Genomic DNA, 23,295 nt, shown 5'->3' with positions numbered 1-23,295 from the left:
CGTTTCTTCGGTGGTCACAACCGGCCGGTACGCTCGATCACCTGACCGGCGAAGTCGAGCAGCTGGTCAAGGCCGGCGAACATCGTGAAGGCATCGAAGTACGCCTCATCGACACCGGATTCGGCGTACAGCTTCAGTTGGTCCGCGACCGAGTCGACGGACGTGCCCGGCTCGAGGTTGATCCGCATGGCTGTCTTGAGTGCGTCGGGATCGCGGCCGGCCTCCTCCGCCGCTCGACGCGCGATCGACCACAGGCGGCCTGCGCCCTCGTCCTGACTACTGACCGACGCGGTGGGCGCCGGCCCTTCGACCCCGAGCCAGCCGACCCCGCTGCGGCCGACCCGGCGCATCGCGGCCTCACTGGCACCACCGATCCAGATGGGCGGCCCGCCCGCCTGGACCGGACGGAGGTCGGCGTGGACCGGTGGCATGGTGAAGAACTCGCTGTCCCAGGAAACGGGACTAGTAGTCCACCACGCCCGCAGGAAGGCCAGCATGTCATCGAGCATCTTGCCGCGCCGGCTCCAGTCCGCGCTGCGGGCGACGTCGTACTCCTGCTTCATCCACCCCACCCCCACACCGACGCCGAGGCGGCCGCCGCTGAGCACGTCGAGCGTGGTCAACTGCCGGGCCAGGTGCGGCGGCTCGTAGTAGAACGTGCTGAGCGTGCTGGTGTTCAGGCGCACCCGGTCGGTCGCCGCCGCAGCGACGGTCAACAAAAGCATCGGATCGAAGGAGCGGGCCATCTGTGGCCCCCGGTCCAGATAGCCGTTGCCCAGATCAACCGGCGTGACCAGGCGATCGCCGACCCACAGGGTGTCGTAGCCGAGGTCCTCGAGTCCGCGGACGAAAGCGCTCAGGGCGGGGGCGTCGCTGACCGCGGGCCCGACAAGGGGAATCACGAAACCGAGCTGCATTGCGTTGCGCCTCCTCGGGCGAACTCTTTCGCCACCATTGACATCTGACATCTGACATCGACGAGTCGGTGGTTCCACCAATTAGCCAGAGCGCACGGCGCCCTGCTTGCCGATTGTTTGGTCAGCCAGTCCCGGGGGGTCAGTCCGTGAACTCGTTGACGCCCAGGGCGAAGTTCCCGTGGCCGATCCCGTTGCCGGCGAGGCCTACCGTGAGCACGCCCGCTCCTTCGAGCCAGTGCGCCATCTTCAGGCCGCCGACGTCCAGCGGGCGCAGTCCGAGGCTTTCGATGAATGCCGCGACGTCCGCCTTGGCCTGCGGGTCGTCACCGGCGAAGAAGACGTCGGGCCGGCCGTTCTCGAGAACGCCACGGAAGATGGTGTTGAAGGCCTTGAACACGTTGGCGTCGGCCGGGGCCACCTTGGCGACTTCCTGCGCGATCGAGGTCTCCTCGCTGAGGGCCAGGCCATCGCCCGTGGTGTTGAAGGGGTTGCTGATATCGACGATGGTCTTGCCCGCGAGGGCGTCCCCGTACTGGGCGACTGTCAGAACGACCCCGTCGTACAACATGGCCGTGATGACGATGTCCCCGGCCGGGACGGCGCCCCACTCACCCGTCGTCGTGCCGCCGCCCAGAGTCTTGGCCAGGTCCTCGGCCTTGGACTGATCGCGTGCCATGATCTCGACGGTGTTGCCGCCCGCTACCGCGAGCGCGCCGATCGTGCGGGCCATGTTCCCCGCACCGATGAAGGTGATGCTGCTCATGAGCTGTGCTCTCTTCCTGTTCTCGGGGGCGCCTGTTCTCTAGGCGCCGCTCTGTCGCGTTCGTGCGTGGTCCGGTCTCTTTCGTGCGTGGTTCAGATAGCGGTGGTGCCGCCGTCGGCGACCAGCTCCAGACCGTTGACGTAGCTGGAGTCGCCGGAGGCCAGGAACAGGGCGATCGTGGCGATCTCCTCGGGGCGGCCCATCTTTCCGCGGGGGATCAGGGACTCGAAGGCAGTCCTGGTCGCCTCGTCGAACAGCTCTTCCTGCTTGGCCGTGCCGACCTGGCCGGGGGTCAGGACGTTCACCCGGATCTTGCGGTCGCGGAGCTCGTTGAGCCAGACACGGGCAAAGGCCTGCTGGACCGCCTTGCTTCCCGCGTAGAGGCTCCAGCCGGGGAAGGCGCCGAGGGAGGCGTTGGATCCGGTCATCACGATCGAGCCGTGGTCGTTGATCAGCGGCAGTGCCTTCTGCACGGTGAACAGGGTGCCGCGGGCGTTGAGCGAGAAGGAGCGGTGGAACTGTTCCTCGGTGATCTCACCGAGCATGGCGGGCTCGCCCATCCCGGCACTGGCCCACAGCACGTCGATCGAGCCCTTCTCCCGCTTGACGGTGTCGTACAAGCGGTCCAGGTCGTCCAGGTCGGATGCGTCACCCTGGACGGCGGTGACGTTGCGGCCGATCAGATCGACGGCCTCGTCCAGTGCTTCCTGCCGCCGAGCCTGAATGAAGACATGCGCTCCTTCCTCGACGAAAAGCTTGGCCCCGGCCAGTGCCAATCCGGTGGATCCACCGGTAATTACCGCTACCTTGCCATCGAGCTTTCCCACGATCACTCCGTTGAATTGATACGTAGCAATTACCGATTCCGAAGTCTTGTACCGAATTCTCTCGGCCCCATGAACCATGCCATTGGCCTGAGCGGGTGTCCAAGACCCGTTTCAACCGTGGTGATAACCTCAAGGCATCGCCGGACCGGGAGGGGTCCCATGGATCTGGATCTCCGCAAGTTGCGCTACTTCGTCGCCGTCGCCGACAGACTGCACTTCGGCCGCGCTGCCGAGGACCTGCACATCGCGCAGCCAGCGCTCAGCCGGCAGATCCGCGCGCTGGAACAGGACCTCGGCGCCCCCCTGTTCACCAGGGACAGCCACGGCGTCACGCTGACGGACGCGGGCCGACAACTCCTGGACGACGCCGGTCCGTTGCTCGCCTCCGCGCAAGCGGTCAGGCGCCGGGTGACCGCGGCTGCCCGTGGCGGCCAGCGGCTGGTGGTCGGTTTTCGGGCTGGGATCCCGGTCATCCCCGCGGCGCGAAAGTTCGGTGGCCGCCATCCGGACGTGGTCGTGGACGTGCAGCGCATGGAATGGGACGACCAGGTCCCTATGCTGCTTGACGGCCGCGTCGACGTCGGCTTTGTGCGGTTGCCGATCGACGAGACCGGCCTGCGCCTGATGCCGCTCTACACCGAGCCGCTCATGGTGGCGCTGCCCGCGGGCCACCGGCTGGCCGGCAAGGAGGAGATCACCGAGGCGGACCTGGCCGGTGAGCCGCTGATCTGGCATGCCGACCCGAGCACGCAGCCCACCAGGCGTCCGCTCCCCGACTCCGGGCTCCGGGTGCGCGGGGTGGAGGAGAAGCTCGAGCACGTCGCGGCCGGCCGTGGCATCTCGTTCGTGGGGCGCTCGGAGACCGTGTTCTACTCACGGCCGGACATCAGGTACGTGCCCGTCCTGGACCTGGCGCCCGACCAGGTATTCGTCGCGATGGCAGCCTCGCGCACCTCGTCACTGGCCGACGGATTCTTCGCCGCGGCTCAGGCGACGGCTGAGATCACGGCAGAATGCGGGAACTATGAGATGTGGCAGCTGGTGACCGACGCCGCTGCACAGCGCGGTTGAGCAGTTCGGCTGACAACAGCAGAACCCGGCCTCCAGTTCGCGAGGACTGGGGCCACCGAACACAGCACGAGTACCGGGTCGTGGCACGGCGCACCGCCCCTTCCCACCCGGGCGCCACCACCCACGCCACCTCGCTCGAAAAGGCCGCGGCGCAGGTCCAGGCGCTGCGCCTGATGACTGTCCGTAAAACGATCTACGTCTCAGGGGTGACGGGGTAGTCAGGGTGTTCGCCGTAAGGTGACGCGAGGTCGAGCAGGTCGTCGCATGGCCAGGTCTCGCCGTCGTACTGGCAGTCATCGCGGTTGTCCCACGGTAGTTCGAGGTCGCCCGTGGCAGGACTGAGTGCATGGCGGGCGAGCACGTGCCGCTTGGCTTCAACCTCCCGCAGGATGCGAGCCGGGTCGTGCAGCGCGACGTGCAGGGCGACGTGCAGGGCGATCGTGGGATGGAGGCCGGCGAGTTCTACTTGGCAGAAGTCGACGGTGTGCCCATGAGCGGTCCACACCCTGCAGTCGTCACCGCCGCAGCGTCGGGCCAGGTCTGCCTCCTCGTCCAGCCGTGCGTGGAGGAACGTCACAAGGTCTTGGTCTCGGCTCGTGGGGGCATCCTGGATGATGCGTCAGGCCTGGTCGCCAGATTTCCGCGCTGAGAGCAGGACCCCCTCGGCAGGCGGGAAACTGGGAGGATCTTGCTGTGGCTGGTGTGATCACGGCGTCGGAGCCGTCCTGGATATCCCCGTTCACCGGGCTGAGCCCGCGGCAGTTCGGGAAGCTGGTGACGGTGCTGCGGCGCGAGGGGCGGACTCGGTCCACAGAGGACGACCGTGGAGTCTTCCGCTGGAGGGCCGGGCCCTGTTGGTCGCGGCCTAATGGCGAACGAACCTGGCCATGCGGCAGTTCGCCCACTGTTCGGGGTGTCCAAGTCGGCGGCGGACCGCATCATCGACCACCTCGGGCCGATGCTCGCGCTCCAGCCCCGCAATCGGTTCGCGAAGGGCACCGGGCTCATCGTGGACGGCACCCTGGTCCCCACCCGGGACCACTGGCTCTATCGAGCAGTCAGTGACAGCGTGTGTCGATGAGTTTGGGTTTGGCTGAACTTTTGTGGTCCGTGACTGTGGGTCACCGAATAGATTTCGAAGAGGGCTTCTTCTTGTGGCGGGATCGGAGGGGCAAGGACGTCGCGGAGGCGGGTGATGTCCTGGCGCCACTTTGACCAGTTCGCGGCTTCGGCCCACAGCTCGGCGAGTTCAGACCGGTTGGAGACCACTTGATCCAGGGCGTCGATGGCGAGCAATCGAAGGTCTGCAGGCAATTCTCGTAGCGGCTCTGATGGGCCATAGTCCGAACGCGCACGATCGCCGTCAGGATGTTGGGTGACGACCAGGGCCGCCGCAGCCACTGCACGCTCGCCGTCGTAGATACCCAGGAAGTCCGCAGGCCCGGCGGCACGTTTGAGTACGTTCCGGACCATGGCTTCGCGTTCTTCCGCTGCTGCCTCGTCCAGGTCACCGCCGAAGTCGGCGGCGGTGACGTTGTCGAAGGGGCCGATGTCCCAGGTGCCCATATCTCTTCTCGCGCGGTCGTCTGGGGATCGTCGCACTGGCCACCGACAGTGCGGTCAGGAGGGAAGCAGAACCCGCTTGCGCAGGAGCTTGAAGCCAGCTTGTGCGTACATCTGCCGCTTGATCATTTTGATGCGGCTGAGGTGGCCCTCCACGACGCCTGAGCTCCAGGGCAGGGTCAGGCTACTGAACTTGATTAGGTGATGTCGGGTCGTTCGCCTGACAGTGGCTGAGTCGGGTCGGTAGCTGTGTGGTGTGAGATACGCGCAGGGCGGCGGTTTAACCGACGCCAAAAGAGCCGCGAGGGAACGGATCCGGCTGGAGGCGGTCGGTCGCTTCGAGAGCGGCGCGAAGAACCGGGAGATCGCTGCCGCGCTGCGGGTCAGTGAACGGTCGGTGGAGCGTTGGCGCCGCCAGTGGCGGGAGCGAGGCGAGGAGGGTGTCCGGTCGAAGGGATCACCAGGCCGCCCAAGGCTGTCCGCAGCCCAAATAACGCGTCTCGAGCGCGAGTTGGAGCGTGGACCGCTGGCTCATGGCTGGGCAGATCAGCGGTGGCCACTGGCCCGGGTGAAGACGTTGATCGGGCGGTTGTTCCACGTCAGCTACACGGTGGAGGGGACATGGCGGCTGCTGAAGCGTCATGGCTGGTCCTGGCAGCAGCCGGCCCGCAGAGCGATCGAACGTGACGACGAAGCAGTGGAGTTGTGGAAAAGGAAGTGTGGCCGCAGGTAAAAGCACCGCGGCGGCCCGCGGAGCCTGGATCGTCTGCGAGGACGAGGCCAGCCAGTCGCTAAGGCCGCCACGCGCGAGATCCTGGGGCCGCATCGGCCAGACGCCGGTCGTGCGCGTCCGGGGCCGCGGTTCCGGTCGGGTTTCGATGGCGGGAATGGTCTGCTTCCGCCCCGGAGACCGCTCCCGGCTGATCTACAGCTTCCGCGTCCACCGGGGCCGCAAGGGCGAACCCAAGGGCTTCACCTGGCAGGACTACCGCGACCTCATCGTGCGGGCGCACAACCAACTCAAAGGCCCCATCGTCCTGATCTGGGACAACCTTCGCACCCATCTCATGCCGCAGATGAAGAACTTCATCGCCGCGAACGAGGACTGGCTGACCGTCTTCCACTTCCCGTCCTACGCCCCCGACCTCAACCCGCAGGAAGGCATCTGGTCCCTGGTGAAACGGACCATCGGCAACCTCGCCGCAGCAAACCTCGACCAGCTCGCCGCCGCCGTGAAGCGCAGTCTCAAGCAGACCCAGTACCGACCGCACCTCATCGACGGCTGCCTCGCAGGCACCGGCCTGACCCTGACCAGCTGACACGATCAGGCCGACATCACACATTCAAGTTCAGTATCGCCTGCGAGACGATCATGGGAGTGGCGCGAAGTTCCCAGATCGTCGCTTCCTGCCCGGCCGGGACCGAGGTGGAACGTCCGGCCATCTGTCGTGATCCGCGCCGACCGGAGGTCCTTTTCCGGATACCGTCAGCCTCGGGCTTCCTGCCGTCCGGAACGAGGGCGTATGAACGACACCTACGACGACCAGCCGGTCGGTGATCTTAGCGCCTGGGCTGTCGATCGCCTCGAAGAAGCCCTTTCGACTGCCCAGGACGCCCGCGAGGTGGAACGCATCAGAGTTATCGCCCAGTCCCGCGCCTACGGGTGCGGTGATCCGGACAGCGCTCGGCTGCGCTGGGCCAAACTGTCGTTGAAGGCCAACGAGCGGCTTCCCGGCGGCACGTCCTGGAACGATGCCCGGAAAAGCTGCCAGAACTTCGCGCTCCGCACCTGGATCATCCAGCACGTCGGCCCCGGCACCGACCCGGACTGGGACCCCGAAGCGCTGGCCGCCGACACCCTGGCGGCGCTCACACTCGCTCCCGGCCGGGCCCGCTCGCTGTCCACCGGCTGGCACGACCTCCCGGCCGAACGGATCAACGAACTGCGGCGGCACAAGAACATGACGGCTCACGTGGACCAGCTGGTGCACCTCATCCCGTCGGGACCGACGAAGGACCGGCTCCGCTCATGGATCGACGTACGCAAGCACCTGCCATGAGTGCCCCAACTGGTACGGACATGTGCAAGCCTCACTGCCACGGGCAGACCGCTGCCGCAAGCACTCCCCTCTGGCGGGTCCGCCCCAGGGGCAGCGGGCCGAGGTCGTCCAGGCGGGTTCCTTGCAGAACGCTCTGCAGGAGGTGGCCGATGCTGCGTGCCACGGGCTCGTGGTCGAGCTTACGTCCTCACCAGGCTGGCGCCATGTGGCCGCGTGTGTGGAATCCGACAGCCACTCGGCGTATGTCCTGATGGCACTCGATGAACGTTGCTTCATCGTCGACTGCTGGACCGGCGGCGTCCACATGGCTTCCGGGAGTACCCCGGATCTGACCAAGGTTGTCGGGGCACTGCACTCCTGGCTGGAGCGGCCGCGAGTGGGCGAACTCATCGCCCAGTGGCCCTTCCTGCAGACCTGGGAGCTGGCCAGGGCCCACGAGCGCGGCGAGGCTGTGCCGGTGCGGTGGCGCCAACTGCGCAAGGCCGCCGCGCGCACGCCGGACACCGGGTTGCTCGACCTCGTCGAAGCCGCCTTCGCACACGAGCGGCTTCGGGCGCTGTCGCCGGGACGGAGCATGCACTGGCTCACCTTCAGCCGCCGGGCCGCGCCGCCCATCTGTCATGACTTGCCGCGAGCCATGCCGCTCGGGAACGGCCGGTACCGGGTGCGGTTGGCCGACGGACGGCTGCACGAGCTAGACAGTGCGGCAGAAGCCGTGGTGGTCATTATCGACGGTCTTCCCGACGATGCTGCCCCACGATCTTGAAGGCTGTGCGGGGGCTCCAAGTGCGCAGCCTGGCCGACCTGGACGCCATCGCCCACGAGCTCAATCACCGTCCGCGCAGGACTCACGGCTACCGCACTCCGGCGGAGGTCTACGCTGACCTTCTGAACAGCGGTGATGCGCTGACCGCTTGAGCCCGCCATCGTTTGACGACAGCCGTCCGGCGGTGGACGGCGACCGGCTCAGGTCGAGCGCAGGCAGAAGGGATGTCCGGCCGGGCTGGCGTAGACGCGGCTACCGGTGCGGGTTTCCGGGGTGATCTCGCCGGTGGGCCGCAGTCGGGTGGCGCCGGCGTTGGTGGCCGTGCGGTCGGCGGTTGCGAGGTCGTCGACGCCGAAGTCGAGGTGCATCTGCTGGGAGGTGCCGTCCGGCCAGTTCGGGGCCGTGTGTCCGGGGGCGGACTGGACGACGATCACCGGGAGGCCGGGGGCCTGGACGAAGTGGTGGGTCGGCGTGGGGGTGAGGGAGCCGCCGAGCAGCCGGTGCCAGAAGGAGCTCTCCTTCTCGATGTCGGCGGCGTCGATGATCACGGAGGTCAGGGTGATGGGCATGGGGGTGTCCTGTTCGTGTTGTCGGGTGGTTGCTCAGACTGTCGGGATGATGCCGCCGTCGACGCGGAACTGCGCTCCGGTGAGCCATTTCGCGCGGCCGGAGGCGAGGAAGGCGATCATCTCGGCGACGTCCTCGGGATCTCCGGGGCGGCCCATGGGGACTTTCAGGTGGTCCACGATCTGCTGCGTGACCTCGTCGGTGGTCAGGCCCTGCTTCTCTGCCATGTGTTTCAGGTGGGCGGTGGCACCGTCGGTGACGACGAAGCCGGGAAGGACGCAGACCACGCGCACGCCGTGCTCGCCGACCTCGGTGGCCAGTTCGCGGCTGTAGGTGTTGAGCGCGGCCTTGGCGGCGGCGTAGGACGCCTCGGTGCGCTGAGGCAGTTGGCTGGCGATCGAGGAGACGTGCACGACGACGCCGGAGCCCCGCTCAACCATTCCCGGCACCAGGGCCCGGTCCAGGCGCACGGCGCTGAGGAGGTTCATCCCCAGATCCTCCTGCCAGGATTCGTCCGACCGGCTCAGGGTCGGCGCCGGGGCGCTCGCCGCGCCCGCGTTGTTCACGAGCACGTCCACTCCGCCCACCTGCTCGACCACCCGGCGGCCTAGTTCGGCCACACCCTGCTTCGTGGAGAGGTCCGCCGCGAGGAATGTGGCCCCGCTGTCCTCCTCGGGCCGGCTGCGGGAGGCCGTCAGCACGGTCGCGCCCGCGGCGACGAAGCGGCGCACGGTCGCCGCGCCCAGGCCCCGGCTGCCGCCGGTGACCAGCACTCGCAGGCCAGCCAGGCCCTCGTCGGTGTTCGGCATGGGAAGTCTCCTCCGTAAGATGAACCTGACTCCGGAAACGGTACACGTAAACGGAATCAGACTCACCTTATGGAGGTTCCCTTGCCGACCCCACGCCCCCTGCGCGCCGACGCGCGACGCAACCGCGAGGCGCTGCTGTCCGCTGCCCGCCAGGCGTTCCTCGGCGGCGACACCGACGCGCACGTCGAGGACATCGCCCGCAGCGCCGGCGTCGCCGTCGGAACGCTCTACCGCCACTTCGAAACCCGCGAAGCGCTGATCGAGGAGGTCTACCGCAAAGAGGTCGACGACCTGTGCGCCGCGCCCGGCGTCCTGCTGGACCAGCACACCCCGGAGGAGGCGCTGCGGCGCTTCCTGCTGCTGCTGGTGGACCATGCGGCGGTGGGCAAGGGGATGTCCAGTGCGCTGGAGAGCATCATGGCGACGGACTCGCCGGTCTTCGACGACGCACGCACCCGTATGGCAGGCGCCCTCTCCCTGCTGCTCGAAGCCGGCAGCGCGGCCGGCACCGTCCGCGACGACGTCACAGGCTCCACCCTGTTGCGCGCCCTGGGCGGCATCTGCGGAATGCGCGCCACGGAGGGCTGGCTGGTCGAGGCAAGGCAGATCACCGCCCTCCTCTTCGACGGCCTGCGACACGGCACCCCGCAGTCACCCTGAGCCGGGGCCGTGCGCCGCCGACCAGGACCTGCCCCTCACTCCTGACCGCTCCCGTCGTCGTCCTCGTCCGGCTCCGGCGAGTCAGGGTCGCGCAGCGGGCGCAGGGCGCCGACGGCCGGGGTGGGAGCGGTGAAGCTGTAGCGGCCGAGCAGGTTGAGGTTGCGGTGCTTGAGCGGGGACAGACGGGCGATGTCCTCGTCCCGCAGTCATGGCCCTCGGCGCGAAGCTGGGCGACGGCGGCGTCGATGTACTTCGTGGTCCAGAGCACGATGGCGTTGAGTACCAGGCCGAGCGCGCCGAGCTGGTCCTCCATGCCGTCGCGGTACGCCTGGTGGATGGTGCCGTGCTTGCCGTGGCACACGTCTCGGGCCAGCTTGTGGCGGGACTCCTGCACGGTGAGCTGCCGGTTCATCTGCCGCCGGTAGGTGTCGTCCACCGGGTCGACCACCCGCAGCAGGTGCTCGGTCTTGGCGATCCTCCCGTACTCCGCGAACGCCGCCCCGAGCGGGGTCGGGCGGCCGTCGCGGCCGAACATGCGCAGCAGGTCGTAGGCGCGGACCTGGTTGGTGACCAGGGAACGGGCGGCCTTCAGCATGTCCGGCCAGTGCGTGATCACCTTGTTCAGATTGACGCGGTTGCGGGCCAGGTCCTCCACCGCGCCGTCGGTGCCGGTCTCGACGCCGGGCATGGCGGCCCGCCAGAACCACTGGTCGTCCAGGTCGCGGAACCGCGGGCCGAAGTTGTAGCCGAGGATCTTGAACAGGCCGAACACCATGTCGGAGTACGAGGCGTTGTCGGTCGCCACCATCTCCGGCTTCACCCCGCCGTCCAGGTTCAGCAGCGCGTCCAGGATGTGCAGGGAGTCGCGCGGCGTGCCGGGCACCACCATCTGCCCGATGCCCGCGACCTGGTCGTTGACCGCGTTGAGCCAGGTGATGCCCCGCTTGAACCCGAAGTACTTCGGCGACGGGGCGGCGTTGATGGTGCGCACCGGCACCTGGAAGCGCAGCCCGTCCACGGAGGCCAGCAGCCCGTCGCCCCACGCACGATCGGGATGCGGCCTGGGTGGAGCGGGTGAAGACGACGCCTCACCGGGTCACCGTGACGAGCCGGACGAAGCGCCCTGGTGCGGGGCCCGCAGTCCGTCGATCAGCAGGGCGACCATGCGGTGGTTGTACTCGGGGCCTTCACCGGGTACGGGCATGCACAGGTTGGCGACGGCATACAGCAGGTCCCGTGCGCTGACGTCGGCGCGCACGGTTCCGTCGGCTGCGGCTGCGGCGAGCAGTGCCTCCAGGACAGGAACGACCTTGTCCATGAAGTAGCCGGACAGCGCCTCGTAGGCCGGATCGCCGGAGTGGAGGGCCGGGACCAGTCCTCGTTTAGTCCCCAGGAGCTCGGTGTATCGACGCAGCCACTCGGAGAGTGCCTCTGCGGGCTCCTGGGCGGTGCTGAGCTGGGCTCCTGTTTCGGCGAGGGCGTCGATCCCGCTTTCCACCACGGCCTTGACCAGGTCCGAGCGCAGGGGGAAGTGCCGGTAGAGCGTCCCGACGCCGAGTCCGGCAAGGTCGGTGATCTCCTTTGCGGGTGCGTCGACGCCGGTCGTGTCGAAGACCATCTTCGCGGCCTCGATCAGGGCGTCCACGTTGCGCTGGGCGTCCGCGCGCCGGCGTCGGGGCGGCCCTGGCGTCTCGGTCATGTTCCCTCCGATTGCATAACCGGAAACTCTTTCCGTATAGTTCCGGAAAGGATTTCCGTTTAGTTGGAGCGTAGAGCATCCCACGGACGCACTCTTCACACACCCCAGGAGGAACCCCCATGGAGTACCGCACTCTGGGCCGCACCGGCATCAAGGTCAGCCCCTACGCCCTCGGCACTCTGATGTACGCCACCCGCATGGGCAACGAGCCCGCGGAGTCGGCCCGCATCATCCACAAGGCACTGGACGCCGGCATCAACTTCCTCGACACCGCCGACACCTACGGCGACTCCGAGGAAGTCGTCGGCCAGGCCCTCAAGGGGCGCCGCGACGACGTCGTGCTGGCGACCAAGTTCGGCCTCCCGACGGGCGAAGGCCCCAACCACCGCGGGACCTCCCGGCGCTGGATCACGACCGCCGTCGAGAACTCCCTGCGGCGACTGCAGACGGACCACATCGACGTCTACCAGATCCAACGCCTCGACCCCACGACCGACATCGAAGAAACCCTCTCCGCGCTCACGGACCTGATCCGCAGCGGAAAGGTCCGCGCGATCGGCTCCTCCACCACCCCCGCCTCCGACATCGTCGAGGCCCAGTGGGTCGCAGAGCGCCGGAACCTGGAGCGCTTCCACACCGAGCAGCCTCCCTACTCCCTGCTCAACCGCGGCATCGAGCGCGAGGTCCTGCCTGTCGTCCAGCGCTACAACATGGGCGTCATGGCCTGGGGGCCGCTCGGCCAGGGCATGCTCACCGGCCGCGTGCGCAAGAACCAGGAGAACGACCTGAGCCGCGCGGGCTTCTTCAAGCACCTCAACGACGAGCGCCGCATCGACGTCGTCGAGCAGCTCATCCCCCTCGCCGAGGAAGCGGGCATGCCGATGACCCATCTGGCCATGGCCTTCACCATTGCCCACCCCGCAGTCACCAGCGCCCTCGCCGGAGCACGGACCATGGCGCACCTCGATGACCTCCTCGCCGGCCTCGACGTCCACCTCAGCGACGACCTCCTGGACCGGATCGACGGAATCGTCCCGCCCGGCACCGACGTCGGCGCCCTCGACCAGGACTACCTGCCGCTCGCTATCCAGAACGCGAACCTGCGCCGCCGCCCCGTCGGCGAACGCGCAGCCGCCTGACTACCCGCAACGCCCGGCACCAGACCACCGGAGAACAGGGTCGGGAGCAAAGAGGCCTGTTCTCATAAACGGACCCTTTCTCGGAGCAAGATCAAGAACAGTCGGCGAAAGCGGTCCGGGTCGCGGATTCACTGTCACAACTCGTTCTCACTCAAAAGTGGAACCAGGCAGGTTCTGGGAAATGTTTGTGACAGCATCCAGCGTCATGACGGAACCTCAGACCGCACCCACATCCGAAGCGGACGACGTCGAGCGCCACCCCTGCCCACGCTGTAACGCTCAGCCAGGCTCACCCTGACGCTCACGCTCCGGCGCGGTCGCCGGCACCTACCACACCGGCCGCTTCACCAAGGTGCCCCGGCTCGCGAAACTCCTGCGCGTGCCCACCCCCGCCGACCGCGGCCCCGGCCAGCCGTGGCGGCCCGGCACCCCAGCGCCTGCGCCTGCGCCCGTCGATCCTGACACCCCGACCGCAGACATCCGCATCGGATACGCCCGCTGCTCGACCTCACCCAGGAACTCCAGACGCAGCTCGACGCGCTCGCGGCCAAGCGCATCCCCCGGGACAAGATCTTCTCCGAGGAGATCAGCACCCAGGTGCGAGTCCGCCCTCACTTCGAGGCCGCGCTCGCCGCTGCCCGGGAGATCAAGGCTCATGCCCGGCGCTGCCGGGTGGTCTTCACCGTGTACGAGATGAAGCGCCTGGGGCGCGATGCTGCAGAGCTGACAGCCCTGGCCGACCACCTCACCGCCCACGGCCTGGTCCTGGAAATGCTTGCCGGACCTCTCCAGGGGATGTACGACCCCAGCGGTCCCGGGCGCCTCCTTTTCAGGTTCCTCGCCGCGATGGCCGAGACCGAGCGAGAGAGCATCCGCGAAGCCACCCTCGAAGGACTCGGCGCCGCTGCCCGCAAGGGCAACCACGGCGGCCGGCCCCCGGTCATCACCGACGGCATGCTGCACACCGTGCTCCGCCGCCGCGCGAACGGCGAGACAGTCGAGGACATCCAGCCCGACTTACTCATCCTCGCTGGCCGCCGCAAGGGACAGAGCCCCAGCCTCTCCAGCATCTACCGGGCGCTCGCCGAGCATGAGAAGGCCCGGGCGTACCCGGAGGCCGTCGAGACCGCGCACGCCGACTTCGCTGCTCTCCAGCAGCGTGACCGCAGCCCCAAGTAGTTACTCAGCGCTACATGCCACCTGGCGGGGTAGCTATACGGGAACAGGGCCGATACGACTTCAGCGCCGGCAGCAGCGCGAGTTGATGCCCGTCGGAGTCCATCCGCTCAGCGGCCCACGCAGCCTCCTCCCGCGTCGGCGCGAAGAAGAGATGCAGCTCATGCGCGGTGATCAGCCGCTTGAACCGCGGATACGCGGTCCGCTCGATCGAGGTCGCAAGTCCCGCCCCAGGCCCAGAGATCAGTCAGTACCAGCACCAACGACCTTCGGCTGAATGGGTGACGGGCGCCATCGGACCGAGCCCCAAGATCAAGTACTGGCGGCTTTTGGACTTACCTCGGCGCTACCCCTCTCCGGCGTGAGCTGCAGGAGGAGACCGGGCTTCTGGTCGGTGACCCGGTACGGACCGCGTTCCTCATGCACATCGACTACGAGCAGCACCCTTCGGCATTCGCCGCCGCCTTCGAGGTCGACGAGTGGGCGGGGGACCTCACGCCGCAGGACGACATCGAACAAGCCGCCTTCTTCCCCTTGCCCGACGCGCCGAAGCTGCTTGGCGAACTGGACAGCGCAACGCAGCGGGAACCCATTGTCGGCTATCTGACCGGGGCCATCGCGCCGGGCACCACCTGGTTGTACCGCAACCGGGGTATGGAGGAGAACGCTCATCGCCCGCTGGTGACGCAAGACAGCGGCCACCACGCACCGAGTCAGTCGGAACCGAGCTGTGCACAGCCGAGGATCCCGGGCGGCGGGGCCAAGTTCGTGGTGCCAGCGCCTCAGAAATCACGAACTCAGGCGCTTTAGTCGGCGACTACATCAGAGACAGCACCCGAGCCGAAATCGCCTACGCCCGATCGCTGGGCAAACCCGTACAGTTCACGCACCCCGAAGTCGCCCCTGATGCCTGACTGCCCGCTGCCACCTCGACAAGCAGGGCCGGCAGCCCGCGGCCTGACCGTCGCGGTGGCTTGGCCGCCGCCCACCCCACCCCCTCCGCAGGCATCCCTTTGGAATTGATCATTCGATCCTGGCTATACCGGAGGCCGCCCTGGTCAGCCTGCGGGACGTGACGCTGTTCATGCCGGGGAGGCCGGCCATGTCGACCGTCGCGGCCGCCGCCTCACGCAAAGGCCACAGATAGGAATGAGCGTTGTCGGCGCTCTGGCGCGGGGCCCTCGCCTGGTACAAGCCTTGATTCTCCACCCCCTGATACAGGTACTGCTGGAGTGCGCCGTACGTGTAAACCGCACAACCCCGGTCTGGTCGGCAACCCCGGCCGCGCCGCCTACCACGCCACCAAGCACGGCGTGATCGGACTGACCAAGAGCGCCGCCCTCGAATACGGCTCCCGCGGTGTCCGAGTCAACGCCGTCTGTCCCGGCGATCAGCACCCCGATGGTCGATGCCATGGCCGAAGGCGGAGAACTCGACCGCAGCCAGGCCGAAGCGGGCCAGGCCATCGACCGGCTCGGGAACCGCCGACGAGATCGCGCAGGCCGTCCTGTGGCTGTCCAGTGACGGCGCCAGCTACGTCACCGGCATCGCTCTGCCCGTCGACGGCGGCTACACCGCCCAGTAGGCCTCGCCAGGAGGAGAGGCTCCTTCGCCGCACGATCTCTGCTCGTCATGCCGGTTGGAGAGGGAAGGCTGGTGGCCGATGTGCATAAGGCACCAGTGGCAGTACTCCGCGAGGTCGGGGACGTCGAAATCGAACGTGGGCAGCGCCGCGGCCGGGGTGGCGTAGAGCAGCGCGTCCGGTCGAAAGTCTTCTCTCCGCGCATGTAGCACTTGTAGAAGTCCGTCTGTCGGGAGATCACCCGGTCGATGGCGGTGGCATGCATGTTGTTGAGGGAGCAGCGGGCGGGACGGCCAGTTATGGCGCTGGCCACGGAGTGGGGGTGAGTCAGGTGGAAGACGCCGCCAGCGGCGGACGGTGCTGGGTAAGACGGCTTCGGCCGCCACGAGGGCGACGGGGGCGAAGTTGAAGCACGAGGAAAAGCCACGTTCGTGAGACTGAGGCGACTGTGCCATGGACCTGAGACAGATACCGCAGGTCGGCGTGCCCGGCCTGTGCCACGAGCGGCGAGTTCCTACGCTGGGAAACGCATCCGGGGCCCGCAGAAAGGGCCCCGGATGGCGGGCCCGATGACAATGCCATCGGCCGGTCTCGCGGTGCACCGACCACGAAGATTCACCTCGCCTCCGATACCCGCTGTCGGCCACAGCCCTTCGTGCTCACCGCCGGACAGGCCGGTGACGCGTCCGCCTTCGCTCACGTCATGGCCCGCCTCCGCGTCCCTTGGCAGCGAGGACGTCCCCGCAACAGACCGGGCGTGGTCCTGGCCGACAAGGCGTACTCTTCCCCCGCGATCCGCGATGCACCTGCGCAAGCGCGGAATCCTGACGGTCATCCCCGTTCCTGCCGATCAACGCGGACACCGGCTGCGGCGCGGCAGCAGAGGCGGCAGGTCACCCGCCTTCGACCGCGAGGCATACAAGCAGCGGAACACCGTCGAGCGCTGCATCAACTACCTGAAGCCGTGGCGGGGCATCGCCACCCGCTACGAAAAAACCGCAACCATCTACCTGGCCGGACTCCACATCGCCGGCATCTTTGGTCCGCCAGGCCAACGACTCAGGAACAGGAGCGAAGCGCATCGTCCCAGGCACCAGGGCTGCGGTAGTGGTTCTTGCGCCCGGCGGCAAGTACGTAGCGCAGTTCGGCAAGGAGCTGGGTGTCCTTGGGGAAGATCCAGCCAGCCAAGGAAGGTCAGTGCGGCAGTCGGCTCCAGGTCACCGTAGACGTCGTGGAAGGTCGCCAAAAGGCCGCGGAAGACGGCCGAGTGCAGGGCGGGAAGCCGCACGGCGGTCCGGTACGTCAACTCCTTCACCGTCCAGCGCACAGGCCCCGAACACTCCAGAACCCGACGGGCCCGGCACAGCAGGACTTCCGACCGCTCGGCCACCACCCGGTCGATGTCGATACCGAGAACCCCACCGACGGCCGTCGCGGACGTGGAGCGCTGGCCTGCGTCGAGTGGATTGGATGTCAACACGGCGGTCGATGGCCTGGATCATTGCGGCGGAGCGAATGCTGGAGGTGAATGGTGCACAACATCTGCCGTGTGCTGACACTGGGCGCTGCCCACCTGTCCGGATCAGCCGCGTTGCCGGCGGGCACGCAGAACAGCCAGGTGGCGCAGGCGTTCGGCGATCTGGGCTTCGTAGCCGTTGCGGGTGGGCTGGTAGTACGTCTCGTGGTCCATGCCGTCGGGGAAGTAGTCGGCGCCGGAGAAGCCGTCGGTGGTGTCGGGGTCGTACTGGTAGTCCTTGCCGTAGCCGAGGTCCTTCATCAGCCGGGTCGGGGCGTTGAGGATGTGGGCGGGCGGCATGAGTGAGCCGGTGCGGCGGGCAGCACGGTGTGCGGCGTCGAGGCCGCGGTAGACGGCGATGGACTTGGGTGCGGTAGCGAGGTAGACAACGGCCTGGGCGATCGCCAACTCACCTTCGGGGGAACCGAGTCGCTCGTACACGTCCCAAGCGGCGAGGGCCTGCTGGACGGCGTGCGGGTCGGCGATGCCGATGTCTTCGACTCCGAAGCGGACCAGGCGGCGGGCCACGAACAGGGGGTCCTCGCCGCCGTCGAGCATGCGGGCGAGCCAGTACAGGGACGCGTCCGGGTCGGAGCCGCGCATCGACTTGTGGAGCGCGGAGATCAGGTTGTAGTGGCCTTCCTGCGCCTTGTCGTACAGCGGGGCGCGCTGCTGGATGTGGTGGGCGAGCGCGGCGGTGTCCAGGGGGGTGCCGGGGTCCGGGAGGGCCTGGAGCTGTTCCGCGATGTTGAGGAGGTAGCGGCCGTCGCCGTCGGCCATGGCGATCAGGGCGCGGCGGGCGTCGTCGTCCAGGGGCAGCCGGTGGCCGGTGAGGTCCTCGGCGCGGTCGAGGAGTGTGGACAGGGCGGCTTCGTCGAGGCGTTTGAGGACGAGGACCTGGGTGCGGGAGAGGAGGGCGCCGTTGAGTTCGAAGCTCGGGTTCTCCGTGGTGGCGCCGATCAGGGTGATCGTGCCGTCCTCGACGTAGGGCAGGAAGCTGTCCTGCTGGGCGCGGTTGAAGCGGTGGATCTCGTCGACGAACAGCAGGGTGCCCTGGCCGATGGTGCGCCGGCTGCGGGCGGCGGCGAAGACCTTGCGCAGGTCGGCCACGCCGGTGAAGGTGGCCGACACCGGTTCGAAGGCCAGGTTGCTGCCGTCCGCGAGGAGGCGGGCGATGGTCGTTTTCCCCACGCCCGGCGGGCCCCACAGGATGGCGGAGCCGAGGCGCTGCAACGCGACCATGCGGCCCAGCGGGGCGTCCGGGGCCAGGAGGTGGTCCTGCCCTACGACATCTTCCAGCCGGGTGGGGCGCAGGCGGTCGGCGAGTGGCCGGGCAGGCTCCTCGTCGAAGAGCGGCAGGGTCGCTTCGGTCGGTTCCATCGGTCTCTTCGATCGCAGGCGGAGGTGTGCGGGCATGGCGAGCCTTGCACGGGGCACTGACAGGCGCGGGCTCAGCAGCGCATGGGCGCGTATGCGGTGCTCATCGGCTACGGGGGCGGTCGCGTTTCGGCAGCCGCTCGACGGCCAGGTCGTAGGAATCCTCGACTGCGTCGGTGACCAGCCGTTCAGTGATGCCGGGGCCCGGTCCGAGCGAGATCCAGTGCCGTTTGTCGAGGTAGCGGCCCGGTGTGATCGAGGCATAGCCGTGCACGTGCTCGCGGGCGTGTTCGGGTTCGCACTTGACCGTGATGATCTGCTCGTCCGGGTCCTCGGTGACGATCAGGAACACCTTGCCCGCGACCTTGTACACGTCCAGTTGCTTGGTGAACGGGTATCCGTGGTCCGTCCCGGGCAGCGCGAGGGCCACCTGGCGGGCGGTGTCCTGGAGCCGGTCACCGGCCGCGCTCACTGGGCCGCCCGCATGTCGGTGTCGTAGGTATGCAGGTCGACAGGCTGGTCAGCCTTGGGCAGGTGAGCGACCACGCGTCGGCAGGAGTCGGTGACAAGCTCATCGACGAGTTCCCTGTCGACGCCGTCCCCGCCCCCCAGCGTGATCCAGTGCTTCTTGTTCATGTGGTAACCGGGGGTGATGTGGCTGTGCCGCTCCCGCAGGGCGTGGGCCTCACCGGGATCCGCCTCGAGGATCACGACGGGATGCCCCGGAACTCGGTCATCAGCATGCACACCTTGCCGCGCACCTTGAAGACCTCCCAGCCGGGGCCGAAGGGATACTCCAGCTGAGCTCCGGGAACCTCCTCGGCGCAGTCGGCAGCCGTCTTGTACAGGGTCATTCCGTTCACCGGGCGTTACCTTCCTCACGGGGTTGTCGCGGCGCCACACCCCATTCTTCCTTCGAAGCCGACACATAGGGCCGTGGGCCGCGGACACGTGTTGGTCGACAAGCGACACCTCAGCCCGAGCGGACCGCCCGCGGTCCCGTTGCACGGCTTCCAGCCCTCGGCCGGCACCCCGCACGGCCTTGAGGTGAGCACCGTCGAGGACTTCTTCGCCCACCACGACGACCGGCCGTGGAACCCGCCCCGTCCGGGCCGCACCATCTTTCACTACTTCATCGCCGTCACCGAGAGCGCGTTGCAACCGATGTCGACCACCTCACGCGGACCGTCACCCCCAGCCAATGGCGGTGAGTGCGCCCGGGGCACGTGCAGTGCCGGCATCCGCCCGGCGCCGCCCGCGGCCCGTTCATCCTGTTCGAACCGGATGTACTGCGGCCCGACATCGCCCGCGTGCTGGTCCCGCTCACCGCGCACGAGGCTCCCGCCGTGCTGAGCCCGCACTCCGACGACGCCGCCTCGCTCCAGCAGACGGCACTCCAGCTTCTGGACGAACACCGCTCACTTGGGCGCCGCCCCCTCGACGTCCAGCACGCCTTGCGGCGCAGCCTGCTCGAATCGTTGCTGCTGCGCCTGGCCAACGCCCCGGGATCCACCCCCGCCGACACGGGTGCCGGCAGGAGGCGTGGTGACGCCTACGGACGGTTCGCGGACGCCCTGGAGCTGCACTTCCGCGAACTACACCGGGCCACGGATTACGCGGAGATGCTCGGCTGCTCGGTCCGCACTCTCAGCCGCGCCGCCCGGGAAACCACCGGCAAGGGAGTGCGTGAGCTCATCGACAAGCGGCGGCTGCTCGCAGCCCGGCGGCTGGTGGGAAGCGCCCGGTGGGATGCCCGGGCCGTGGCCGCCCGCCTCGGCTTCACCGATCACGCGAACTTCGGCCCGCTTCTTCCGCGACCGCACCGGTCTCACCCCGGCCGCCTTCACGGCCCGCGCAGTGAGGGCCGACGCGTGACGGAAACGCGGCGCAGGCCCCTTGCCCGTCAGGGGGCGATGGCTCCCGGCGCGGTCAGTCCGTGGTGAAACTGGACAGCATCGCAGCGGGGTAGCGGCCGCCTGCCGAGCCGTGGGGAAGGATCTCAGCGACGCGGGTCAGGTCGGCGGCGGAGAGCTGGACGTCGGCGGCGCCGGCGTTCTCCTCAAGCCGCTTGGTGCTGCGGGTGCCGGGAATGGGCGCGATGTCCTCGCCCTGGGCGAGCAGCCAGGCCAGCGCGAGCTGGGCGGTGGTGATGCCCTTGGTATCGGCCAGCTTCTTGAGCTGTTCGATGGCGCGCACGTTGTACGTGTAGTTCTCGCCCTGCCAACGCTCGTCCCAGCTGCGCATGTCGTCCGCGGGGTACTCGCTCGCGGGCTTGACCTGGCCGGCGAGGAAGCCGCGGCCGAGCGGGGAGTAGGGCACCAGACCGATGCCGAGCTCCCGCAGCACGGGGAGGATCTTCTCCTCGGCCTCCCGCTCGAAGATTGAGTACTCGTACTGGAGCACGGAGACCGGGGTGACGGCGTGGGCGCGGCGGATGTACTGGGGGCCGACGTTGCTCAGGCCGAAGTACTTCACCTTGCCCTCGGTGATCAGTTCGCCGACCGCGCCGGCGACTTCCTCGACCGGAACGGCGGGGTCGGAGATGTGCTGGTAGAAGAGGTCGATGTGGTCACTCTGCAGGTAGCGCAGGCTGTTCTCGGCGACCTTGCGGATGTTCTCCGGACGGCTGTCGAAGCCGGGGCTGTGCAGTGGGGCGGTCATGTCGAAGCCGAACTTGGTGGCGAGCACCACCTCGTCGCGGAAGTCCTTGACCGCCTCGCCCAGGAGGATCTCGTTGCTGCCGGTGCCGGCGCCGTACAGCTCGGCGGTGTCGAAGAAGTCGATCCCGAGTTCGCGGGCGCGGCGGATGGTCGCGATGCCCTCGTCGTCGTTCGAGGCGCCGTAGCCCATGGACATGCCCATGATCCCCAGGCCGAGCGCCGAGACGCGCGGACCTTGAGAGCCCAGATTGCGGTGCTGCATGAGTTCACTCCCTCAATGTTTCGCCGGCTCCACCCTCAAAAGCCAAACCGAACGGTTCTGTTTGATTTTACGTGCCGATCGCCCGGATGCCAAACCGAACGGTTCGGTGCCTTATCCTCGGGTTATGTCCCCGTCCCGCGACTCAGGCCAGACCGCAGCGCCCGCCTCCGGCGGCGACACCACGCGCGAGCGCATCCTTACCGCCGCCATGGAGGAGTTCGCCCGCCACGGCATCGCCGGCGCCCGCGTGGACCGCATCGCCAAGCTCGCCAGGACCAGCAAAGAACGCGTCTACGCCTACTTCCGCGGCAAAGATGCGCTCTATGCCGACGTCGCTGCACGGGAGCACGTCGTCATCGCCGAGGCCACCCAACTGGACCCGGCCGACCTCCCTGGCTACGCGGGCCGACTGTTCGACTACTTCGTCGCCCGTCCGGACCACCACCGCCTGATCACCTGGGGCCGCCTCGAACTGCCGGACACCACAGCCGCTGCCGACGATCACGCCCAAGCATTGATCGCCCGCAAAATCGAACAGCTCCGCAAGGCGCAACAGGCGGGACAGCTCGACCCCGCCTGGGACCCGGCCGACGTCCTCGCCCTGGTCAACCAGATCGCCACGACCTGGGCGGCACAGCCCGAACACAGCGAGGCCGCCGCCTCACACGCCGTGGACCCCACCACCGCCGCCCGCCGCGCCGCAGTGGTGACCGCAGTCGAACGGCTTTTCCCCCGAGCACGCTGACGTCCCCCGAGCCCGCGGCTGCCCTGCCCGGACATTCCCGAAACGGCGCCGGCCGCCCTCACCGCTCACTCATGGGCACGTCCTGCTGACGAGTCGGCGCTTCTGAGCCAGGGAACCAGCTTCCGGGTGGGGCAGGCACCGGCGCCCCTATGCGCTCACGCGGTGTCAGGATTCCGTGCCCACCGGCGCTTACGTTGTCGGCCCTCGCACATCTGGGGTGGTTGGCTGTCGTATTTCAGCTGCCCGGACCGCAGTCGTCCAGGACGACGACGTGCTTGCCCGGCCTGGTGCCCGGACTCGACGTCGGCCTGGGCGTCACGGACCTGTTCCAGGCCGTGGCAGACCATCGCGACCGGGACTTCGACTCGCCCTGCGGCGACGGCCTGCAGGTGGTGGGCGAAGACGTCGGACGGGAGGCCGGTGGCCTGACCTCCATAGGACGTCAGCCGTCCCCGTTGGGGATCATGAACGGGGTGAAGGCCCCAAGGGCGTAGCTGGCTCGAGGCCTACTGGCCGGGTGACCGCACCCAGGGAACGAAGCGCTGCTCGGGGCCTGCGTCTTCGCGCCAGTACCGCAGGACGGTTTCCTGGACGACGTCGAGCCGCTCTGCGGCGATGAGACACGAGACCGGCTCCTGTCCGCCAGCATTGGCCTCGAAGGCGACCACTACGGGCGGCTTCCCGCCGAGCTGACGAGTGATTCTCAGGAGCTCGTCGGGCGAGGGGGGCCGGAAAGCCGGATCGTGAAAGCCGGACGGGCAGCTGACGAAAACTGGATCGCCGAAGACCAGTTCCAGGCCGTGGTGGTAGGCCAGGTCGTGGCCAGCGGCACGCCTGAACTCTCCATCGTACCAGGCGACGACGTCCCAGTCCCACCAGGACCCTTCAGGGAGCTGGATCGAAACATGCGCTCCACCGACATCCACCGCAGCTCCTTCCCGTTCGAACAGATCGACAAGCTATACATCGGCTATGAGCGTGCGACTGGTACAACACCGAACGCCTTCACTCCGCCCTCGGCTACCTTCCACCCGAAGATTCGAGGCCCAGCACCACCGATCCCAGGCGACCACGAACACCACCTGAAACCACAGGAACCGGCCACCATGGAACTCGGGGCAGCTCAACGAGCGGGA

At 68.0% G+C, this 23,295-nt stretch carries 24 protein-coding genes and 8 pseudogenes; 16 read left to right on the top strand and 16 right to left on the bottom strand.

The window, feature by feature from the left end:
• Positions 1-14: 14 nt before the first annotated feature.
• The 3 genes from ACIBJG_RS34275 to ACIBJG_RS34265 form a co-directional block, all read right to left on the bottom strand.
• Positions 15-917, bottom strand: a complete 903-nt coding sequence (locus tag ACIBJG_RS34275) for a TIGR03619 family F420-dependent LLM class oxidoreductase (RefSeq protein WP_399313608.1) — start codon at positions 915-917, stop codon at positions 15-17.
• A gap of 139 nt (positions 918-1,056) precedes the next feature.
• Positions 1,057-1,680, bottom strand: coding sequence for an NADPH-dependent F420 reductase (locus ACIBJG_RS34270; RefSeq protein ID WP_399313606.1), 624 nt, complete (start codon positions 1,678-1,680; stop codon positions 1,057-1,059).
• 92 nt (positions 1,681-1,772) lie between these two features.
• The gene (locus ACIBJG_RS34265; protein WP_399313604.1) at positions 1,773-2,507 is read right to left on the bottom strand and encodes an SDR family NAD(P)-dependent oxidoreductase; all 735 of its coding nucleotides are present in this window, start codon (positions 2,505-2,507) and stop codon (positions 1,773-1,775) included.
• 159 nt (positions 2,508-2,666) lie between these two features.
• Here ACIBJG_RS34265 and ACIBJG_RS34260 point away from each other — a divergent pair, with 159 nt between their 5' ends.
• On the top strand, positions 2,667-3,578 hold the full coding sequence (locus ACIBJG_RS34260; protein WP_399313602.1) for a LysR substrate-binding domain-containing protein: 912 nt from the start codon (positions 2,667-2,669) through the stop codon (positions 3,576-3,578).
• A 193-nt stretch (positions 3,579-3,771) separates the two neighbouring features.
• Here the strand turns inward: ACIBJG_RS34260 and ACIBJG_RS34255 are convergent, their stop codons facing one another.
• Positions 3,772-4,155: a DUF6221 family protein gene (locus ACIBJG_RS34255; RefSeq protein WP_399313600.1), complete on the bottom strand. Its 384-nt coding sequence runs from the start codon at positions 4,153-4,155 to the stop codon at positions 3,772-3,774.
• Between the two features lie 116 nt (positions 4,156-4,271).
• Here ACIBJG_RS34255 and ACIBJG_RS34250 point away from each other — a divergent pair.
• Positions 4,272-4,620 (top strand): annotated as a pseudogene (locus ACIBJG_RS34250) (transposase family protein); the annotation flags it as partial.
• A gap of 5 nt (positions 4,621-4,625) precedes the next feature.
• Here the strand turns inward: ACIBJG_RS34250 and ACIBJG_RS34245 are convergent.
• The gene (locus ACIBJG_RS34245) at positions 4,626-5,144 is read right to left on the bottom strand and encodes a DUF4259 domain-containing protein (RefSeq protein ID WP_399313599.1); all 519 of its coding nucleotides are present in this window, start codon (positions 5,142-5,144) and stop codon (positions 4,626-4,628) included.
• A gap of 253 nt (positions 5,145-5,397) precedes the next feature.
• Between ACIBJG_RS34245 and ACIBJG_RS34240 the strand changes: the two are divergent.
• From ACIBJG_RS34240 to ACIBJG_RS34220, 5 genes and pseudogenes are all read left to right on the top strand, one after another.
• A pseudogene (locus ACIBJG_RS34240) lies at positions 5,398-5,936 on the top strand (winged helix-turn-helix domain-containing protein).
• A complete protein-coding gene (locus ACIBJG_RS34235; protein ID WP_399313629.1) occupies positions 5,903-6,460 on the top strand; it encodes a transposase in 558 nt (185 codons plus the stop codon). Before ACIBJG_RS34240 ends, ACIBJG_RS34235 begins: the two are co-directional and overlap by 34 nt.
• 204 nt (positions 6,461-6,664) lie before the next feature.
• Positions 6,665-7,201, top strand: a complete 537-nt coding sequence (locus tag ACIBJG_RS34230; RefSeq protein ID WP_399313596.1) for a hypothetical protein — start codon at positions 6,665-6,667, stop codon at positions 7,199-7,201.
• A 121-nt stretch (positions 7,202-7,322) separates the two neighbouring features.
• Positions 7,323-7,967 carry a DUF6193 family natural product biosynthesis protein gene (locus tag ACIBJG_RS34225; protein WP_399313594.1) on the top strand — a complete coding sequence of 215 codons (645 nt, stop codon included), beginning with the start codon at positions 7,323-7,325 and terminating at the stop codon, positions 7,965-7,967.
• Between the two features lie 38 nt (positions 7,968-8,005).
• Positions 8,006-8,119: pseudogene (locus ACIBJG_RS34220) on the top strand (IS30 family transposase); the annotation flags it as partial.
• Between the two features lie 48 nt (positions 8,120-8,167).
• On the opposite strand, the gene ACIBJG_RS34215 reads toward ACIBJG_RS34220, so the two are convergent.
• Both ACIBJG_RS34215 and ACIBJG_RS34210 read right to left on the bottom strand, forming a co-directional pair.
• Positions 8,168-8,536, bottom strand: a complete 369-nt coding sequence (locus ACIBJG_RS34215; protein WP_399313593.1) for a VOC family protein — start codon at positions 8,534-8,536, stop codon at positions 8,168-8,170.
• 33 nt (positions 8,537-8,569) lie between these two features.
• Entirely contained in the window at positions 8,570-9,343 is a 774-nt protein-coding gene (locus ACIBJG_RS34210; protein WP_399313591.1) for an oxidoreductase, read from the bottom strand.
• An 81-nt stretch (positions 9,344-9,424) separates the two neighbouring features.
• Here ACIBJG_RS34210 and ACIBJG_RS34205 point away from each other — a divergent pair, with 81 nt between their 5' ends.
• Positions 9,425-10,003 carry a TetR/AcrR family transcriptional regulator gene (locus ACIBJG_RS34205; RefSeq protein ID WP_399313588.1) on the top strand — a complete coding sequence of 193 codons (579 nt, stop codon included), beginning with the start codon at positions 9,425-9,427 and terminating at the stop codon, positions 10,001-10,003.
• Positions 10,004-10,038: 35 nt separating this feature from the next.
• Here the strand turns inward: ACIBJG_RS34205 and ACIBJG_RS34200 are convergent.
• Both ACIBJG_RS34200 and ACIBJG_RS34195 read right to left on the bottom strand, forming a co-directional pair.
• A pseudogene (locus ACIBJG_RS34200) lies at positions 10,039-11,048 on the bottom strand (Tn3 family transposase); the annotation flags it as partial.
• 51 nt (positions 11,049-11,099) lie between these two features.
• Positions 11,100-11,702 carry a TetR/AcrR family transcriptional regulator gene (locus ACIBJG_RS34195; protein ID WP_399313586.1) on the bottom strand — a complete coding sequence of 201 codons (603 nt, stop codon included), beginning with the start codon at positions 11,700-11,702 and terminating at the stop codon, positions 11,100-11,102.
• A gap of 119 nt (positions 11,703-11,821) precedes the next feature.
• Here ACIBJG_RS34195 and ACIBJG_RS34190 point away from each other — a divergent pair, with 119 nt between their 5' ends.
• The 3 genes from ACIBJG_RS34190 (at position 11,822) to ACIBJG_RS34180 (ending at position 14,827) form a co-directional block, all read left to right on the top strand.
• Entirely contained in the window at positions 11,822-12,841 is a 1,020-nt protein-coding gene (locus ACIBJG_RS34190) for an aldo/keto reductase (RefSeq protein WP_399313584.1), read from the top strand.
• A gap of 489 nt (positions 12,842-13,330) precedes the next feature.
• The gene (locus ACIBJG_RS34185) at positions 13,331-14,020 is read left to right on the top strand and encodes a recombinase family protein (protein ID WP_399313627.1); all 690 of its coding nucleotides are present in this window, start codon (positions 13,331-13,333) and stop codon (positions 14,018-14,020) included.
• A 363-nt stretch (positions 14,021-14,383) separates the two neighbouring features.
• Positions 14,384-14,827 carry a hypothetical protein gene (locus ACIBJG_RS34180; protein WP_399313626.1) on the top strand — a complete coding sequence of 148 codons (444 nt, stop codon included), beginning with the start codon at positions 14,384-14,386 and terminating at the stop codon, positions 14,825-14,827.
• Positions 14,828-15,040: 213 nt separating this feature from the next.
• Here the strand turns inward: ACIBJG_RS34180 and ACIBJG_RS34175 are convergent, their stop codons facing one another.
• On the bottom strand, positions 15,041-15,211 hold the full coding sequence (locus ACIBJG_RS34175; protein ID WP_399313582.1) for a hypothetical protein: 171 nt from the start codon (positions 15,209-15,211) through the stop codon (positions 15,041-15,043).
• A 68-nt stretch (positions 15,212-15,279) separates the two neighbouring features.
• Here ACIBJG_RS34175 and ACIBJG_RS34170 point away from each other — a divergent pair.
• A pseudogene (locus ACIBJG_RS34170) lies at positions 15,280-15,602 on the top strand (SDR family oxidoreductase); the annotation flags it as partial.
• Positions 15,603-16,179: 577 nt separating this feature from the next.
• Positions 16,180-16,627 (top strand): annotated as a pseudogene (locus tag ACIBJG_RS34165) (IS5 family transposase); the annotation flags it as partial.
• A 31-nt stretch (positions 16,628-16,658) separates the two neighbouring features.
• Here ACIBJG_RS34165 and ACIBJG_RS34160 read toward each other — a convergent pair.
• From ACIBJG_RS34160 to ACIBJG_RS34145, 4 genes and pseudogenes are all read right to left on the bottom strand, one after another.
• The gene (locus tag ACIBJG_RS34160) at positions 16,659-16,787 is read right to left on the bottom strand and encodes a hypothetical protein (protein ID WP_399313580.1); all 129 of its coding nucleotides are present in this window, start codon (positions 16,785-16,787) and stop codon (positions 16,659-16,661) included.
• Between the two features lie 394 nt (positions 16,788-17,181).
• Entirely contained in the window at positions 17,182-18,495 is a 1,314-nt protein-coding gene (locus tag ACIBJG_RS34155; RefSeq protein WP_399313578.1) for a replication-associated recombination protein A, read from the bottom strand.
• 100 nt (positions 18,496-18,595) lie between these two features.
• On the bottom strand, positions 18,596-18,964 hold the full coding sequence (locus tag ACIBJG_RS34150; RefSeq protein ID WP_399313577.1) for an MmcQ/YjbR family DNA-binding protein: 369 nt from the start codon (positions 18,962-18,964) through the stop codon (positions 18,596-18,598).
• Positions 18,961-19,355 (bottom strand): annotated as a pseudogene (locus ACIBJG_RS34145) (MmcQ/YjbR family DNA-binding protein). Before ACIBJG_RS34145 ends, ACIBJG_RS34150 begins: the two are co-directional and overlap by 4 nt.
• A gap of 88 nt (positions 19,356-19,443) precedes the next feature.
• Between ACIBJG_RS34145 and ACIBJG_RS34140 the strand changes: the two are divergent.
• Positions 19,444-20,367: pseudogene (locus ACIBJG_RS34140) on the top strand (helix-turn-helix domain-containing protein).
• Positions 20,368-20,421: 54 nt separating this feature from the next.
• Here ACIBJG_RS34140 and ACIBJG_RS34135 read toward each other — a convergent pair.
• Positions 20,422-21,414, bottom strand: coding sequence for an aldo/keto reductase (locus tag ACIBJG_RS34135; RefSeq protein WP_399313575.1), 993 nt, complete (start codon positions 21,412-21,414; stop codon positions 20,422-20,424).
• Positions 21,415-21,538: 124 nt separating this feature from the next.
• Between ACIBJG_RS34135 and ACIBJG_RS34130 the strand changes: the two genes are divergently transcribed.
• Complete coding sequence (locus ACIBJG_RS34130; RefSeq protein WP_399313573.1) at positions 21,539-22,159, top strand: TetR family transcriptional regulator; 621 nt, start codon at positions 21,539-21,541, stop codon at positions 22,157-22,159.
• A 221-nt stretch (positions 22,160-22,380) separates the two neighbouring features.
• Positions 22,381-22,653 (top strand): hypothetical protein, encoded by a 273-nt coding sequence (locus ACIBJG_RS34125; RefSeq protein WP_399313571.1) that lies wholly within the window; start codon positions 22,381-22,383, stop codon positions 22,651-22,653.
• Positions 22,654-22,665: 12 nt separating this feature from the next.
• Here the strand turns inward: ACIBJG_RS34125 and ACIBJG_RS34120 are convergent, their stop codons facing one another.
• Positions 22,666-23,085, bottom strand: coding sequence for a hypothetical protein (locus ACIBJG_RS34120; RefSeq protein WP_399313569.1), 420 nt, complete (start codon positions 23,083-23,085; stop codon positions 22,666-22,668).
• Between the last annotated feature and the right edge of the window lie 210 nt (positions 23,086-23,295).

This window comes from Streptomyces sp. NPDC050422 (assembly GCF_044458665.1).
GTDB lineage: Bacteria > Actinomycetota > Actinomycetes > Streptomycetales > Streptomycetaceae > Streptomyces.
The sequence above is the reverse complement of the archived record's forward strand: the minus strand, read 5'-3'. Positions and strand labels throughout refer to the sequence as shown.